The organism is Vibrio sp. S17_S38 (assembly GCF_014694375.1).
Lineage (GTDB): Bacteria > Pseudomonadota > Gammaproteobacteria > Enterobacterales > Vibrionaceae > Vibrio.
Map to the genome: position 1 here is coordinate 72,049 of NZ_JAAUWW010000010.1, position 17,266 is coordinate 89,314.

The window sequence follows — 17,266 nt, forward strand, 5'->3', positions numbered from 1 at the left end:
TCGATCTCTATAAGAACAATAGCGATCAAGACCATAAGAAGAACTATGATCAAAACAAAACATCAATCTGTGAGCTTAACACTGGCTCATATCAACGACACCCATTCTTATTTTGAACCTACCTCACTACAGCTTCAGATCACGGTAGATCAACAGGTTGTATCTCCGTATGTCAGCGCTGGTGGTTTTGCCAGAATTGCCACACGAGCGGAGCAGCTAAGAGAGCAAGCTCAGCTGCAACAAAGAGGTTTTTTATTTTTACATGCTGGTGATTGTTTTCAAGGAACGCTGTATTTTTCCTTATTTAAAGGCAAAGCCAATGCAGACATGCTTAATGCATTAAAATTGGATGCAATGGCGTTAGGTAACCATGAATTAGATATGGGCAATGAGCCAGTCGCCCATTTTCTAAAACGCATTGAATTCCCACTTTTGGCCGGTAATTGGGATGTCTCGAATGAAAATCCCAATAAGCCATTTAAAGTGAGTGATTCCGATCGTCTTCATAGCTATGTGGCAGCCAAGAAGCATGCGGCATGGATAGAAAAGGAAATTAATGGAGAGCGTATTGCTATTTTTAGTCTTGCTTTGGACAAAATGGCTGATATTTCAACGCCAGATGCGGATACTCCTTTTATTAATTCAATCGAAGTGGCGAAAGCAACTGTCGCCGCAATTCATCACCAAGGCATTAATAACATCATTTTATTGAGCCACTTAGGCTATGAATCAGATTTAGAATTGGCAGCAAAAGTTGACGGTATTGGCATTGTCGTTGGTGGTCATTCCCATCGTTTACAAGGTGATTTTTCGACGCTTGGGTTAACGAAAGATGATGATTATGGTCAGAAAATTAATGACACTTACGTTGTGCAAGCAGGGTTCCACGCTCAAACAATAGGGCATTGTGATATTACGTTTGATGCTTATGGACGAGTTAGTGAATTTAACGGTAAGAATGAGCTGCTTTTAGGTCGCCGTTTATGTTTAGATGCGACTTTAAGCCAGACGCATACGGACGACGCACACGAAAAAGCATGTCAATATTTACGCCAACACCCTCATGTTGTGATATGTAAAAAAAATCCTTATGTACATAGTATTTTGGTCGATAAATACATGCCTAAGGTGAAAGCTTTACAGCAAACGATCATTGGTCGAACCGATTACAAACTACGTCATGTCAGAGTCCCAGATGAAAATGGTAGTAGCGAGGTAGCACCATTAGTTGCCGAATCTTTTGCCTTTGCTTTAAATCAGAAAGGGCATGACATTGAGTTCGCTATTCATAATGCTGGTGGCGTACGTACATCTTTGGATCCGGGCGATATTACTATTGCGGATATTGCTGGAAAGTTATTGCCATTTGCGGTTCCGATTGGCTGTTATGAAATTCAAGGTCGCTATATTTCTCAATTATTAGAAGGGGCAATCAATAACGCATTAAGCAATGGTGTAGTCGGAACAGGATCGGGAAGTTATCCTTATACGCATAATCTACGTTTTGAATATTGCTCAGATAAGCCACTTGGTTTACGAATTGTGAAATTAGAAATCTATACTTTTGACATTAATGGTCAGCAAAAAACATGGCAAAAAGTTGAGGCGACGCGCTATTTTAAAGGTACTTCATCAGCGTATACCATGAAAGGTAAAGAGGGTTATGATGCGATTGTGAATATGAGACAACAAGGACAAGTGACGTCATTATCGATGGCCGATTGTTTTATTGAGTTCTTAAAATACCATCCTGATCGTTTTCAACAGATGTCCCTTAATCCGGCTGACATGGTTGGAATATCAACCACCACAAAAGCTGTGAAATAACGATGTATTGTGAAGCCAATGAGGACGATTTTTAGCACGATGAAAATATAAGTTGGCCTACTTTCACAAATTAAGAAATAGTTCTAGGAAGACGAGAATATCGCTTGTACACTTTATTAGTTTGGGGAGTAGTTAGCGCAAGTTTGCTTGTCGTCATCTCGAAAAGGGCCACTGAAATAGTGATAGACCTTTTTCCGGTAAGCAAAGGTGATTATTTATTGTGAATTTATCAATGAAATAATCACTCAGACGAGACCAACGCATAGAATTTAATGATCAGGAATTTACCTGATATTTTTTGATATTATGCGGAAGGTCTGATCTCTTACGATCCATTTCTTTCCGTGCCTAAGGAAAAGAGATGCACATTTCAACTTATTCTTATTTTGGGTTACTGACCTTGTGCATGTTCGCACTGGATGTATGGCAAACCCGAAATGGTGTTATTACCATCAAAAAAGCCGCGCTCTGGAGTTTCTTTTGGGTGTTTTTAGCGCTTTTATTTTTCATTTCTCTTTATGAATTTTGGCCTGTATTTGAGCCAGATAGTGTTTATACACCTCATGATGCCGCGACTGCATTCTTAACGGGGTACTTACTAGAGAAATCACTCAGTGTAGATAATTTGTTCGTGTTCGCCTTGATTTTTGGGCGCTTTACTGTACCTGTTGAGCTGCGCCCTCGCGTTTTATTGTGGGGTGTAATTGGTGCATTATTCCTCCGTGGTATTATGATTGCAGTTGGCGCTGAATTGTTGGAGTCCTTCCACTGGGTACTTTACGTTTTTGCTTTCTTTTTAATTTGGACTGGTTATCAACTTACAAAGCCTGAGCCAGAAGAAGATGAGTCTGTTAGCTCTTTTCCTGAAAAATTAGTACGCAAATTATTTAGAGTCAGTGATTCTTACCAAGGCACTAAACTGTTGGTGAAGGACAATGCTGGTTGGCTTGTTACGCCATTGGTTATTGTTGTTGTTGTAATTGCTATGACTGATGTGATGTTCGCCTTAGATTCTATACCCGCTATTTTTGCGGTTACACAAGAACCGTTCCTTGTTTTAACCGCTAATGTATTTGCGCTATTAGGCTTGCGATCACTGTATTTTGTGCTTGAGGGAATGTTGGATAAATTTATTTATTTACGTCCAGCCCTCGCATTTATTATGATTTTCATCGGTTGTAAAATGCTGCTTATTGGTACGGCTTATGCGATTCCAACCATGGTGTCATTATTGGTGTTATTAACGACAATGACGCTGGCGGTAATTGCTTCGATTGTTAAAGATAAAAAGCATCGAAGAACGTAACGAGATAATCAGTTCTGATAGTAGAACCTAAAAATAAAAAAGGCTGAAAATATATCTATGTTTCAGCCTTTTTCATTTAGTAGGTGTAACTATTACAATCGATTCAAGAGATTAAGAATAGAAGACAGGGGCAAACTGCTGAATGTGTACCGTTTCACCTACTTCAACTTTACCGCGCTCTCTTTCTAAAATAATAAAGCAGTTGGCAATGCTCATAGAGCGAAATGCACCAGAGCTTTGATTACCTGTACTGCTCACTTCAAATTGCCCATCTTCATTAATCGAGTAAATACCGCGTTGAAAATCAGTGCGTCCTGGGAATTTATTAAATCGTGTTAATGCCTTTGCTGGAATGCTTGGTTGAGGTTTCCAATCAGAATGACCAGCTAGTTTTGCCAATAATGGTTGAACCAGAATATACAAGGTTAAAATCGCAGAAACTGGATTACCAGGAAGGCCACAAAAAATAGCATCCGATGTGTTATCTGCTGCGAGTAGTTTACCGAATGCAAATGGTTTACCCGGTTTCATGGCAATTTTCCAAAAGCCGATTTGTCCAAGTTCTTCTAAAATGATCTTGGTATAATCGGCTTCGCCTACACTTACGCCACCAGATGTGATCACTACATCCGCTTGTTGTTGAGCGTGAATAAAGGCTTGTTTAAGTTGCTCTTTATCGTCAGGGATAACGCCTAGATCAATGGCTTCACAACCAAATTTTTCCAGCATAATTTTAATACCGTAGCGATTACTGTCATAGATTTCGCCTTCTTTTAGCTCGGTTCCTAATGGCTTCAATTCATCTCCTGTCGAGAAGAATGCTACCTTTGGCTTATTTAACACAGTTAATGTTGGAATACCCAAAGTGGCGATCATTGGAATATCACGAGGAGTTAAGCGGTGTCCTTTGGGAAGAACTAAATTACTTTGCTTTATATCTTCGCCTAAAGATCGGATGTTTTGTTGAGCACGAAGGGGTAATGCCTGTGAAAAATCAGCTTGATCACCCTCTACACTTACTTGCTCTTGCATGATAACGGCATCGCAACCTTGTGGTATTTTCGCGCCAGTCATAATTCGGATGCAGGACCCATTAGGCCATTCACCTTTAAAAGGAACACCAGCAAATGACTTACCCGCGACAGTTAATGTTGCGGTTTCGATTAAATCATCAATACGAACGGCATAACCATCCATCGCCGAATTATCAAAAGGTGGTACATTAATTGGAGAATGGAGATCTTGCGCCAAAACATAACCGACGGTATCAGCTAAAGATTTATCTGTGGTGGAGTGGATTGGAGTAATGGATTTAAGCATATTTGCTAAAGCATCATCTATAGGCATTAGGCCGGGAGTCGTACAGCTGTCCATGATTTTTCCTGTTTTGAAAGTGAGTCAGGTTACGTGGAAAAAGCTATTCATAGCCTCAAAGCGCACACGTAATTTGTGGATGTAATTATGCTTGAGAACGAGTATCCTTGTCATCAACTCAATAGTAGTATCTAACTTCTTGTCGAGTTTTACCATCAGCACGGTCGGAGAAAACAATGTCAAATCTAGAATCTCAAACTCTTAACGAACAAGGCTTAAGTGAATCAGCGTTATTAGTTCAATCAGCGTTGCAACAGCGCGGTATAGAAACTCCGATGCGTTTGAATGATATTCCTCGTGAAGAGAAAAAAGAGCGTATTGAGCATCATATGCGGGAAATTTTAACGCTGTTAGAGCTCGATTTGAATGATGATAGCTTAGAAGAAACGCCACGTCGTATTGCCAAAATGTATGTTGATGAAGTGTTTTCGGGATTAGATTATAAAAATTTTCCTAAGATCACGGTAATTCAAAATAAAATGTCTTGCAGCGAAATGGTGCGAGTAAAAAATATTACCGTGACCAGCACTTGTGAGCATCATCTCGTGACTATAGATGGGCAAGCCGCGGTCGCTTATATTCCTCGTGGGAAAATTATTGGCCTATCGAAGATAAATCGTATTGTGCGATTTTTTGCTCAACGCCCTCAAGTCCAAGAACGTATGACGCAGCAAATTTTAGTTGCTCTGCAAGCATTACTTGAGACCGATGATGTGGCCATTACAATGGATGCAACCCATTACTGTGTGAAATCTCGTGGTGTTATGGATGCCACCAGCGTGACTACAACGACAGCACTAGGTGGTATATTCAAATCAAATCCAGCAACCCGCGCTGAATTCTTACACGGTCTGCGCTAAATAAGATTTATCCTGCATTTCTTTATCAAAAAATAGACTTTATAAAACCCGCACCATTGAGTGCGGGTTTTAATATTGAATTTTCCCTCTTAATTGTTTCTTTTGGCCTTGCTGTACTTTTTTATCGGTATGTTTTCTTTGTGACGATCGAGTCGGTGTCGTGGCCCTGCGAACCTTCTCTATTTTAGTCGCCTCTAAAATTAACTCTTTTAAACGCAATAGGGCATCTTCTCGGTTTTGTTCTTGAGTTCGATACTGTTGCGCTTTAAGAACAATAACACCATCACCAGTTAAGCGTTTATCAGAGATTTTCAGTAACCGTTCTTTATAAAAACCCGGTAAGCTGGATGCGTTTACATCAAACCTAAGGTGGATGGCTGATGACACCTTATTGACGTTCTGCCCCCCCGCTCCTTGAGCTCGTATCGCGGTGAGTTCTATTTCATTATCAGGGATTTCGACATTATTTGAGATTTTGAGCATAGTTTTATTATAAATAGATGAATGAATGTGGCTAAGTTATCGAATTGTTATTAACACTAATGATATGCTATATCGTATTCGAGAAACAGTAGGCGATTAAACCATGGAAGCTGTGCTGTTTAAAACAATATTTCTGGCTGTATATTGATTTAAGGTGGGTAGTATGACCGTAGATGTATCTCATTACAAAGCACTTATTTTTGATATGGATGGCACTTTAATCGATACCATGCCGTCTCACCTAAAAGCATGGCAACAAACCGCAGAGCAATATAATTTTCCTTACGAGCAAGAATGGATTCATAGCATGGGGGGAATGCCAACATTAAAAGTCGCAAAACAGTTGAATGCTAAGTATGACGTTAAAATTGATCCGGTTATAGTGGCTGATACTAAAATTGCTTATTTTGCTTCCCTTATTCATGATGGCAAAGTTATTGATTGTACTTACCAAGTATTAGAACAATTTCAAGGTCAGAAAAAAATGGCAGTAGGCACTGGCAGCAATCACCATAACGCGATGAAGTTATTGGAGCACAATGGAATGTTGACAATGATTGATGCTTTAGTAACGTCTAGGGATGTTGAAAATCACAAACCAAATCCAGATACATTTTTACTCGCAGCTGAACGTCTAGGTATTGAACCAAAAGATTGTGTGGTATTTGAAGATACTGAAATTGGTCGCCAAGCTGCATTAGCGGCTGGAATGGCGTGTATTATGGTGGTTGATGGGAAATTGGTCGAAAGCAATCATAAAATTTCATAATAATTGCTCTTGTCATACAAGCGTTATTTATTGAAAATAATGCTCCAAGCAAATAATAAAGCCCTGAAATGCGAAATTTCAGGGCTTTAGCGTTTATGAGAAGAGTGATTTTTAGCTCAAATTTTATTTAACAATATCCAGAAGTTCTACTTCAAAGATTAAAGTTGCTCCAGCAGGAATAGGTCCGCTGCCTGATTTTCCATAGCCAAGTTGATACGGAATGAATAGGCGAACTTTTTCCCCTGTCACCATATATTGAAGCCCTTCTTGCCAGCCTTTCACTACTTGACTGAGTTGAAATTCAATCGGCTCACCTCGTTTATATGAACTATCAAACTCGGTACCATCCAATAATGTTCCTTTATAGTGAACACGAACGGTACTGGTTGAGGTAGGGTGCTTGTCTCCTGTTCCTTTCTCTAAAACTTGGTATTGCAAGCCAGTGGGTGTAGTAATAACACCTTCTTTAGTTGCATTTTCGGCTAAAAATTCTTCACCCGCTTTAATATTTAGCTCTGCTGCTTTAGTGGTATTTATAGAGCGATACAATAGGAAACCAACTAAAAGTAGCAGAATAATAGGTAATAATATTTTCACTTAACTTAATCCTTTATTTATCGGTAATCGCCTAGATTCGTCTGACTTGAATAGCAACTCACATGCATGTTCTAAGGCTGTTTAAGTAAGTAGTTTATAGTGTTTGCAATATCTTGAATATCTTTATGACCCGTGATCAGAACTTGATACTTACCATTGACGATAAAAGTGGGAACCGCATCGAATTTTGCTTGATTGGTGATCTCTATCGCACCATTTAAATAACGTAATAAAGCTTTCTTTTGTAATTCATCGAAATTGTATGGGCTAATAATATTGTGTGAGGTAAACACCTGTTCAATTGCCTGCTGCTTCTGCGTCATAGTTGAACCTTCGCCTAGCTGTACTGCTGCAAATAATTCAGAAAGCATTTTTTCATCTGGAATCTGATTGAGCTGCATTTCTGCTGCGTAATAAATGAGAGCCGCCACTTGGGCTTGATCATTGAAGGTGACATGAACTCGACCAAATTGCTGGTTGGTTAGCTTTTCTAATTCTCCAATGGAAGGCTCAAGGTTACGACAATGACCACACATTAAAGAGAATACTTCAGTTACAGGTTTTATATTTGGTTGCGTTAATATTGTGGAGAGTTTTTGATATTTCTCACCTTCCTTCGGAGTACTATTATCAGAACAAGCAGAAAGGAAAATTAAGGACATCGAAAATAAAACGATACTTTTTATATGTTTATGCATGATATATAGTTCAAATTTAAGTTAGGGATACAAGCTAATAGAGCGCAAATCATAGAAAAAGTTCCGCTTGATGTAAAACAAAAGAAAATCATTATGAGAAGATTGATGTAGCTTTAATCTAGGAAGCGAAATAAAGAGTCATATAGTTATTATTTTGTTGTGAATTTATTAACGTTAGGGATGAAATTTATCAATAGAAGTGGCTAAGTGGCGAAATAAATACATTTATCTAATGTGTTGGTTTTTCTACATGTTAGAAGAATTATTTTACTGGTGATTCTAAATATTAAGTAAGACGTGATAACATTATCAAAACAATGTTAATTTTAAGGAAGAAAATGAAAAAATTAATCGTTGCTCTCAGTTTGGCGGCTATTTTAACCGGTTGTGATAATAACGAAGTGGGTGATGTCTCTTTAGGACTATTCACAACAAAAGATATTAAACTGAATACACTTGTCGATCCTGAAATTTCAGGTGTAACTTGTCATATTGCTTCTATTGAAGCTAATTTAAGCTTTTCTGACCCAAGTGATAGCTCAATTTCTTGTCGTCAAACGGGTGAGATCACTCCTGAAATGATTGCGAGTATTGATCGTTCAGAGTCAGGAGAAACAGTATTTAAAAAATCAAAAAGTGTGTTTTTCAAAACGATGAAGATCCGCCGCATTTATGATCCTAAGAGTCAAACATTGATGTATTTGTCGTATTCAACAAAAGAAACCTCAGGTAGCTTTAAGCATAGTTTATCAACGGTTCCTTTATGGGGCACAAAAGCCTATAAAACTCCAGAAATGTTAGCAGAAGAAAAAGCATTGAAAGAGTCTGAATAAATAACAAAAAACCATTTACTGTGATTGGGTAAATGGTTTTTTTTATTTAGTTAACAAAATGATAAGCGCTATCGTTCCCTAATCTTAAATGTTATCGTCAAATCTTAGTAGCGTCAGATCATTTAAGTAGGATTGTATGGACTCGCAAGTAGCACGATTAATCAAACAAAAAAATCGATGGTTATCTAATCATGTTGATGTTGACTTTCCAACTCAAGAAAGCCTAAAAGGGCGAGAACTGTACTTATCCTCACAAGACCACAAAACGTTTAAAACGCAACTTGCATCAGAGTTATTAGAGCAAGCTAGCCATTATCCTATTTGGTTAGATGATATTGTACCTGTCGATTTTCATCGACTAACCATTATGTTTTCTATTCTGCAAGCAAAAGCCTGGTCGAACGATCCTGATCAAGAAAAGCTGGTTATTGAATTTCTCACTCAAATCATCCTTGATGATATTTATCAGCTTTATATGGGGTTTAAACAGGGCCAGCCACTTATGGCAATCATCGCTCATAAAGATGACCAAACCAATAGCTTATTGTTATCAGATATTTATATACAAAAAGTATCGTCTCCAGAAGTATATCTACCGCTTATAGCTTCCATAATTCACTTATATCAAACCCCAAATGATCCAGATATGACCGTCATTTATGAGGCATAACTCGATGTCTATTATGTGAATATCAGGTTAATTTTTCATGTGATAATTATAAATAGTGATCTTGTCTGAAAATATAGATTTTTGCTCGGTTCGATTTAACAAAATGCTTAACCTTTTCTTTCTAATTTAATAACTAAAAGCCAGACTTAGTTTATTAAATTGAAAGTGGGGAATAAGAATGGCTAAATCTCAGATCAAATGCGTTATATTTGATTGTGATGGCACGCTAGTGGATAGTGAAACTCTCTGTTGCCAAGCATTAGTTCAAGTCTTTGCCAGTTACGGTGCTGAGGTGTGTTATGACCAATGTATGGCTAACTTTCAAGGTGGTAAAATGTTCGATATTCTTAAAGAAACGAGTGATAGAGTTGGATTAAATATTCCGATGGAAACATTAGAGCCTCGTTATAGAGAATATATGAATAATTTGTTTTCTGAAAATCTAAAACCTATTCCATCAGCTTTGGAAACAGTACAGTATTTGATTGATAATAATATTTCCGTATGTGTGGCTTCAAATGGGTCAGTAAGTAAAATGGAATATGCACTTTCATTAACTGGTATGTTGCATTTGTTCAAAAACAATATATTTAGTGCCTTTGACATTAATAGTTGGAAACCAGAACCTGATTTATTGATGTATGCTGCTATGCAAATGGGTTTTCGCGCAGAAGAATGTTTATTTGTCGATGATACTGAAAATGGTGTGCAAGCCGGGATCAATGCAGGGATTCAAACGATCCACTTTACGAAATTGATTGAGCAAACCATTGATCATCCGTTAGTGAGAAGAATTGAGCACTTATCAGAGCTTCAATCTATTACTTTATTGGCGTGAAACGTTTAAATAAAAAGTGATTCAGAATAAACAAAACCCACCGAATTGAAGCTAAACTAATTCGGTGGGTTTTGTTTACTTTAATCGATAAGAATGCTGACTATTATCAATAGTGCTCGATCTTCAGTAAGATTCAATGAACGAATGGAAATTTGTGACATTGAAATTGCATGGTCGATGTCAGAAATTTAGTGTCCGTGCTTAATGGTACAAGACCGCAGTCTATACAAACCAGTTCGTCTCCGTTTTCTGAGAGTAAAAATTCTTCGCTAGAACATAATGGGCAGCAGAAAGTGTCCAAATTAACGTCTAAAGTAGGCTCTTTTGTTATTCGTTTTTTATTCATAATTTTCATGCCTCCTATCGTTATGACTTAGTATGGCTATGCGACAGTATTCCTGTACATAATTTAATGAGCTAAACATCAATATAGCGAGTTTGTTTACACTCTAGTGCAATTATCTTAGTTGCTATTGCATACTGACAGGGATTATCTCACAGTTTTAATTGGTTCACTTATTCCCACAGTAAGCATATGGGATGCATATCCAGTTTTAACGTAATGCTTACATATCTAGAATTATTCATCGCTATCCGCCATGATAGATCGATTGTGAAGCATGTTTGTTTTCAATATTAAAGTTCACCACAGGGTAATCGTATGAATTATTTAGCACATTTACATATTGCTGAGCATTGCAGTAGTGATTTGGTCGGTAATTTATTAGGCGATTTTGTGAAAGGTAACCCTGATAATTTATTCCCATCAGAAGTGGTTCAAGGTATTAAGTTACACCGCTGGGTGGATAGTAATACAGATACTCACCCGATTGTCCTTAGCTTAAAGCGCTTTTTCCCTGAAAATTTAAAACGTTTTGCACCTATTGCATTTGATATGTTTTGGGATCATGCGCTTGCGACTCGGTGGGATGAGTACCATCATTTATCGTTAGCACAATTTATTAGTCAATCGGAATATGAATGTTCCCAATGCGAATTAATATTGCCTGAAAAGTATGAGCAAGTGACAAAAGCAATGTGGGAAGGTGAGTGGTTATTTTCTTATCAAAACTTCGATAATATCGCCTATGCACTTGAACGTATGTCGATGCGCAGACCCAAATTATCACCTTTAGCGCAGTGTTCGGAAATCATGGAACAAGAATACGATACTTTAATGGCTGCATTTAGTCAGTTCTATCCGGACTTATTAATGAAAGCGAAATACTCTCAAACATAAATTTGCTAAACTCCCATCCCATTATTTATTGATATTTGTATTTTAATATTAGGTTGCCATGTCGTTTCAATCATTAGGTTTAGATTCTATTTTAGTCGATTGCGTTAAGCAGTTAGGCTTTACTTCACCAACACCCATTCAAGAACAGGCGATTCCATTGGTTCTACAAGGTGACGACTTGCTAGCGTGCGCGCAAACTGGAACAGGAAAGACAGCAGCTTTTGGTTTGCCATTGATTCAAAAAGTTCTGCACCAGATCTCCATCGTTCGAGATGAGAGAATTATTCAAGACCCATCTATTTCTAGTGATCCTTCTACTTTCCAACAAATAGTGAAGCCAGATGATAGTTCGTTAGGCAAACTAAAAAGTGCAAAATCAGCTCAATCAGTTAAAGCATTAGTATTAACCCCAACCCGAGAATTAGCACAACAAGTCTTTGATAGTTTGCAGTCTTACAATCAAGGTTTAAACATTGTCGTTGTGTATGGCGGTATGAGCATGAATGTGCAAACTAACGCCCTAGCAAAAGGCGCAGATATCGTTGTAGCAACACCGGGGCGATTATTGGATCATCTATTTGTTGGCAATATTCATTTGAAGCAAACTCAAACTTTAGTGTTAGACGAAGCGGATAGAATGTTGGATATGGGCTTTATGCCTGATCTACAAAGAATTCTTCGCAGAATGAGCACTGACCGACAAACCTTATTCTTTTCAGCAACTTTCACTAAACGTATACGTGAAGTCGCTTATAAAATACTTAATGATCCAAAAGAAATACAAATTGCAGCTAAAAACAGTACAGCAGATACCGTTGATCAAATGATTTATCCTGTTGATAAATCGAGAAAAAGAGAGTTATTGGCTTATTTGATTGGCTCGCGAAATTGGCAACAGGTGTTGGTGTTTACTAAGACGAAACAAACCTCAGATAATTTAGCAAAAGAGCTTAAACTTGATGGTATTAATGCGGCATCTATTAATGGCGATAAAAGCCAAGGTGCACGTCAAAAAGCATTGGATGATTTCAAGTCAGGAAAAGTTAGAGCGTTAATTGCAACAGATGTTGCTGCTCGAGGTCTGGATATTCAGCAGTTACCGCAAGTGGTGAATTATGAGTTGCCTTTTCAAGCTGAAGACTATATCCATCGAATTGGGCGAACAGGTCGCGCAGGTGAAACAGGACAAGCATTCTCTTTAATGTGCCCACAAGAACAATATTTGTTAGATGCTATCGAAGCTTTATTAGACAAACGTTTACCACAAGAGTGGCTAGCAGGTTATGAACCAAGTGTTAATCAGGTTGAAGAGCCTCAAATGAAACGTGGCAGAACGGCAGAAAAACGGAAACTGAAAGCTAAGTTGAACATTCATAGCTCACGAGGTAAGCGTCGTTAGTCGTAAACACCGTTACTATTGAGATGCCGTGGAGTTAACTATTTTCTTTGGGAGCAGGGACGATAATGTCAGTTAGAGTTTTTGGGCGCTCAATATCTTTTTCGTCGATATGAAGTTGAAGTACTAATAATAGGTTGAACTGCTGCCAATGTGCAAAAAGTGCCTCTTTGTCAGTCTTTTTTTCAAACATGTGCTGAAGTAAAGGTCGTAGAGTTGTAGCAGAGTGCGAATACATTGTCGTTTGCCAGCGTAATGTTCTGCCTGTTATTGGTGACTTTGGATAGCTTTGTTTGAATTGGTGAACTAGGTTTTCTAGGACTTCGTTGGTTTGAACGCTAGGTTCAAGGAAATAGTTCACCATTTTTTTGTCTTGCCTTACTGCATCGGCTAAAAAGCGAACCGCGCGTGGATCATTAAGACTGCAGGCTAAAACGCGATTCATTAATTTGTATAGTTGAATATTTGCAGGCAAGCCTTCTGGTAGAACACTTACAATATGTTGAAAATAATTTCTAAAATATTGATAAAGACGGTCGCTAATATTCTGCCATATTTTTTCTTTACTGCCGAAGTGATAACGCAATAGGCTATGAGAAACACCTGCTTTCTCACTGATTAAGCGAAGAGAAACACGTTTATAACCCAACTCTGAAAATAGTTCACCAGCAACGGAAAGAAGGACCTTTTTGGTTTCTTCTGCTTCTTCTGCGCTGCGTCGGCCTTGTTTTTTTTCAATTACCGTATTCAATCTACACTCCTATTTTTTAATAGGAGTGTGCCTTATTAAAGCCACATTCCTTTTATATCATTCCAGTAATTTGAAATTATATTATACAAGTGGAAAGTATAGCGCATTTGGCATCAAATTTTTGTGATATTTCATGAGTATTGATCGCTCAATCACGAATTTAATGGAAAAGGCTCATCGCGCTCAGAACGATTTAATACGGCTGAACCAATGAACAAGCTGATCTCTTGTAGGAATAGTTCAACATCTTGGCGATTGATATCTTTATGTAATACAAATCTCATCGGTTGGCTATTACCAATAATAATATCTTGTTGTTGTAGGTATTGCTGCAGAGCTTGGCGATCAATGTGCTCTGCAATTTTGGCAAAAACGATATTGGTATGAATAAGCTCAGGCTTTAATTCAAATGCGCTTAAAGCATTTAATCCCTTAGCGAGAATTTGAGCATTGTCATGATCGGTTATGAGCTGTGTTACTTGCTCGGTTAAGGCAATTTTCCCCGCAGCCGCTAAAATGCCGGCTTGGCGCATGCCACCACCTAACATCTTACGAATTCGTCGAGCTCGTTTAATAAAATCGTTTGATCCTAGAAGCAAAGATCCGACTGGAGCCGCTAACCCTTTAGATAAACACACCGTCATGGAATCAAAATGCTGTGCGATCTCTTTGACATCTACATCTAATGCAACTGCCGCGTTGTAAACCCGAGCGCCATCTAAATGAAGTTGTAGATTATGCTTATGGGTAAAAGCACGAGCTTGCTTCAAATATTCTAAAGGAAGCACTTTACCATTTATCGTGTTTTCAAGGCTAAGCAGTTTTGTTTGAGCAAAATGAGAATCATCTGGTTTAATGGCTTGTTCTAGCTTTTTAAAACATATTGTTCCATCGGGTTCGTTCTCAATCGGTTGAGGTTGTATCGAACCTAACACTGCTGCGCCGCCGCCTTCAAATTTGTAATTATGTGCTTGTTGGCCACATAGATATTCATCACCTCGCTGGCAATGCGCCATTAATCCAAGCAGGTTAGCTTGCGTGCCGGATGTGACAAATAACGCGGCTTCAAACCCATGGCGTTCTGCTGCCCATGACTCGAGATCATTAATAGTTGGGTCATCACCATAAACATCATCGCCAACAATGGCTGTAGCCATGGCTTGACGCATTGATTCCGTAGGTTGTGTAACAGTGTCAGAACGAAAGTCCATGTTAGTTCCTTTATTTAGGGGAATGATTAATTTTGATGAGTAAAATGGCCGCATAATTTTGCTTTACTAATGCAAGCGATAGTCTTAGCGTCGGTAATAAGATCGTCTCGGATCCATTGTTCTATTTGGAATAAATTGGCTGTAATGACGTCAATGACTTCATCATCGTCAAGTTTTTGTTTCATAGGAAGTGATAACTGTTTTGCAACGAATAGGTACTGAATTTCATCACAAAAACCTGCCATCGGTGTGCATTGGCCTAGTGAATGAAAATCGTCCGCTTGATAGCCAGTTTCTTCGAACAACTCTCGTTTTGCACATGCTAATGGCTCTTCATTATTTTCAATCGTGCCAGCGGGTAATTCAATGATCCATTTACCTAAAGATGGACGAAATTGTTTCAATAGAATGATATTTCCGCCCTCTGCAATAGGTAATATTACAGCTGCACCTGGATGAATAATAGTTGTGTGAGAAATGGAGATACCTGTGGGTAAAGTGATATCTTTCTCAACTAATTGAATGTTTTTCCAACGATGTAATATTTGCTGGCTCATACTTAGATCTAATAATACGCAAATGAGGCTTTCATAGTGCCATCTAGGCTGTTAAATTCAAGCGTAATTGTTAATACAATCCGCTAAATAGCTTGTTTATTTTATCATTTTCTTCCGCATGAAATGCATTCAAAAGGAAAGCGTATGGATCGCACTCAAACTCATTTATTGGCCACTTCAAATCGTACAGCTTCTCAACGGTCGTTACTTTCCGAACGTATTAATAAATTAGTTCAAGCCCTATCTGATGGCGTTTATGAAAGAGAAGGGACGATCAAGTTATGTTTATTGGCGGCTTTATCGGGTGAAAGTGTTTTTTTACTTGGTCCTCCAGGGATTGCGAAAAGTTTAATCGCTAAACGTTTGATTCAGGCATTTGATAATAGTCGTTACTTTGAATATTTAATGACACGCTTTTCAACGCCGGAAGAGGTTTTTGGCCCGCTAAGTATTCAAGAATTAAAAGATAATGGTCGTTATGTTCGTTTAACTGACGGTTACTTACCAACTGCACAAGTGGTTTTTCTGGATGAAATTTGGAAAGCCGGCCCGGCTATTTTGAATACTTTATTGACCGTAGTGAATGAAAAAACGTTTAAAAATGGGAATGATGTAGAGCCGGTCCCGATGCGTTTATTAATCTCAGCATCTAATGAATTACCAGATGAAGATAGCGGATTAGAGGCGTTATATGATCGCATGTTGGTGCGAGTGTTTGTTAATCGAATCCAAAATAAACAAAACTTTCGAGCCATGTTAACAGTTGGAACACAACAAGAAGCAGTGATCCCTGAAGGGTTAGCTATCAAAGATGAAGAATATCAGTTGTGGCTGCAAGAACTGGATCAGTTATCTCTCACTGATTCCATGTTTGAAAAATTATATCAATTAAAGTCGATGTTAGAGGAGAAGGAAAATGCGGCTGGTGATGCAGGCGATGAAATGTATGTTTCTGATCGTAGGTGGAAAAAGGCCGTTAAATTATTAAAAGCTAGCGCCTATTTTAATGGTCGTGATGAGATTAATGCGCTCGATATGCTGCTTCTACAAGATTGCCTGTGGAATTCTCCTCAATCTCGTCTAGTGGTACGCGAGTGTGTGTCTACTTTTGCAACTCAATACGCTTATGATCAAGCATCCATTCAGCAAGCGGTTAAGTTGCAACAAGCTAAAATGACGGAGCTTGATGATGAGATTATTAAACAATATGCCATGGTGTTATCGGCCGAAACAGAAGGAACATTACGCCGTAAGAATATTTACCAATATGCGCTCTCTGGTGTTAAAAAATATAAAGTCGCCAGTACATCTGATTTAGTTAAGTTAGTACTGCTGCAGACTAATATGTCGGTAAGTGAGAGCGACTCAGGTGATAGTCGCTGGGTGTATGTGCCTTATAAAGAATTAGAGCAAGTAATACGAGATGGAGGAGGAGATGCTTATGGTTTTGTTAATAAGAAAACGACATTATGTCGCTTCTGCCTAGAAGTGGATCATAAGCAGCATTTGGTGATTAAAGATATTTCCAACCGTTCCATACCGATTGCTCTGGTAACTGAGCAAGGATTTAAACAAGAGATATTAAATACTTGGCATGATGTCGCTGAACAAATGACAAAAGAATTAAAAGATATCAGTTTTAGTGTTCGTCAATCGCGTAGTGATTTCCATAGCTCGTTACCCCACAGCTTTTTAGACCAAGATCTTCCATTAATGATTGAATCGAGTTTACAAGACTTGAATACTTTAATTGAATCGGTACTGGAGCTTAGCGATCTCGCATTAAGTAAAGTGACGCGTTTGAATGAATCATTTGAATGACGATATTTAAGCAAAAATCAAAGGGAAGCAGGTAT

17 protein-coding genes are annotated in these 17,266 nt (G+C 38.3%); 10 read left to right on the forward strand and 7 right to left on the reverse strand.

Translation table 11 applies throughout. The features are described from left to right. The first annotated feature begins 45 nt into the window (after positions 1–45). The gene (locus HC725_RS09540) at positions 46–1,827 is read left to right on the forward strand and encodes a bifunctional metallophosphatase/5'-nucleotidase (protein ID WP_190331591.1); all 1,782 of its coding nucleotides are present in this window, start codon (positions 46–48) and stop codon (positions 1,825–1,827) included. A gap of 361 nt (positions 1,828–2,188) precedes the next feature. Further along, a complete protein-coding gene (locus tag HC725_RS09545; RefSeq protein ID WP_190331592.1) occupies positions 2,189–3,133 on the forward strand; it encodes a TerC/Alx family metal homeostasis membrane protein in 945 nt (314 codons plus the stop codon). 111 nt (positions 3,134–3,244) lie between these two features. Here the strand turns inward: HC725_RS09545 and moeA are convergent, their stop codons facing one another. Then, positions 3,245–4,507 carry a molybdopterin molybdotransferase MoeA gene (moeA, locus tag HC725_RS09550; protein ID WP_190331593.1) on the reverse strand — a complete coding sequence of 421 codons (1,263 nt, stop codon included), beginning with the start codon at positions 4,505–4,507 and terminating at the stop codon, positions 3,245–3,247. A 176-nt stretch (positions 4,508–4,683) separates the two neighbouring features. Here moeA and folE point away from each other — a divergent pair, with 176 nt between their 5' ends. Further along, positions 4,684–5,367, forward strand: coding sequence for a GTP cyclohydrolase I FolE (gene folE / locus HC725_RS09555; RefSeq protein ID WP_190331594.1), 684 nt, complete (start codon positions 4,684–4,686; stop codon positions 5,365–5,367). Positions 5,368–5,436: 69 nt separating this feature from the next. Here the strand turns inward: folE and arfB are convergent, their stop codons facing one another. Beyond that, positions 5,437–5,850 (reverse strand): alternative ribosome rescue aminoacyl-tRNA hydrolase ArfB, encoded by a 414-nt coding sequence (gene arfB, locus HC725_RS09560; RefSeq protein WP_190331595.1) that lies wholly within the window; start codon positions 5,848–5,850, stop codon positions 5,437–5,439. Positions 5,851–6,013: 163 nt separating this feature from the next. Here arfB and HC725_RS09565 point away from each other — a divergent pair, with 163 nt between their 5' ends. Further along, on the forward strand, positions 6,014–6,619 hold the full coding sequence (locus HC725_RS09565) for an HAD family hydrolase (RefSeq protein WP_190331596.1): 606 nt from the start codon (positions 6,014–6,016) through the stop codon (positions 6,617–6,619). Between the two features lie 123 nt (positions 6,620–6,742). Here the strand turns inward: HC725_RS09565 and HC725_RS09570 are convergent, their stop codons facing one another. Together HC725_RS09570 and HC725_RS09575 are read right to left on the reverse strand one after the other, a co-directional pair. Next, on the reverse strand, positions 6,743–7,216 hold the full coding sequence (locus HC725_RS09570) for an FKBP-type peptidyl-prolyl cis-trans isomerase (RefSeq protein ID WP_190331597.1): 474 nt from the start codon (positions 7,214–7,216) through the stop codon (positions 6,743–6,745). A 71-nt stretch (positions 7,217–7,287) separates the two neighbouring features. After that, positions 7,288–7,914 (reverse strand): thiol:disulfide interchange protein DsbA/DsbL, encoded by a 627-nt coding sequence (locus HC725_RS09575; RefSeq protein WP_190331598.1) that lies wholly within the window; start codon positions 7,912–7,914, stop codon positions 7,288–7,290. Between the two features lie 338 nt (positions 7,915–8,252). On the opposite strand from HC725_RS09575, the gene HC725_RS09580 reads away from it, so the two are divergent. The 5 genes from HC725_RS09580 (at position 8,253) to HC725_RS09600 (ending at position 12,894) form a co-directional block, all read left to right on the forward strand. Next, a complete protein-coding gene (locus tag HC725_RS09580) occupies positions 8,253–8,747 on the forward strand; it encodes a CreA family protein (RefSeq protein WP_190331599.1) in 495 nt (164 codons plus the stop codon). A gap of 136 nt (positions 8,748–8,883) precedes the next feature. Next, entirely contained in the window at positions 8,884–9,417 is a 534-nt protein-coding gene (locus tag HC725_RS09585) for a flavodoxin (RefSeq protein ID WP_190331600.1), read from the forward strand. Between the two features lie 178 nt (positions 9,418–9,595). After that, positions 9,596–10,255, forward strand: coding sequence for a 6-phosphogluconate phosphatase (gene yieH, locus HC725_RS09590; RefSeq protein WP_190331601.1), 660 nt, complete (start codon positions 9,596–9,598; stop codon positions 10,253–10,255). A 661-nt stretch (positions 10,256–10,916) separates the two neighbouring features. Then, positions 10,917–11,495: an acyl carrier protein phosphodiesterase gene (locus HC725_RS09595; protein ID WP_190331602.1), complete on the forward strand. Its 579-nt coding sequence runs from the start codon at positions 10,917–10,919 to the stop codon at positions 11,493–11,495. A 136-nt stretch (positions 11,496–11,631) separates the two neighbouring features. Further along, positions 11,632–12,894, forward strand: a complete 1,263-nt coding sequence (locus tag HC725_RS09600; protein WP_446751360.1) for a DEAD/DEAH box helicase — start codon at positions 11,632–11,634, stop codon at positions 12,892–12,894. A gap of 34 nt (positions 12,895–12,928) precedes the next feature. Here the strand turns inward: HC725_RS09600 and HC725_RS09605 are convergent, their stop codons facing one another. The 3 genes from HC725_RS09605 to HC725_RS09615 all read right to left on the reverse strand — a co-directional run bounded on the left by HC725_RS09605 (position 12,929) and on the right by HC725_RS09615 (position 15,410). After that, positions 12,929–13,642, reverse strand: a complete 714-nt coding sequence (locus HC725_RS09605; protein ID WP_190331604.1) for a TetR/AcrR family transcriptional regulator — start codon at positions 13,640–13,642, stop codon at positions 12,929–12,931. Positions 13,643–13,794: 152 nt separating this feature from the next. Further along, positions 13,795–14,853 (reverse strand): low-specificity L-threonine aldolase, encoded by a 1,059-nt coding sequence (gene ltaE, locus HC725_RS09610; RefSeq protein ID WP_190331605.1) that lies wholly within the window; start codon positions 14,851–14,853, stop codon positions 13,795–13,797. A gap of 26 nt (positions 14,854–14,879) precedes the next feature. Next, complete coding sequence (locus HC725_RS09615) at positions 14,880–15,410, reverse strand: NUDIX hydrolase (RefSeq protein ID WP_190331606.1); 531 nt, start codon at positions 15,408–15,410, stop codon at positions 14,880–14,882. A gap of 144 nt (positions 15,411–15,554) precedes the next feature. Between HC725_RS09615 and HC725_RS09620 the strand changes: the two genes are divergently transcribed. Further along, positions 15,555–17,231, forward strand: coding sequence for an ATPase RavA domain-containing protein (locus HC725_RS09620; RefSeq protein ID WP_190331607.1), 1,677 nt, complete (start codon positions 15,555–15,557; stop codon positions 17,229–17,231). Positions 17,232–17,266: the final 35 nt, after the last annotated feature.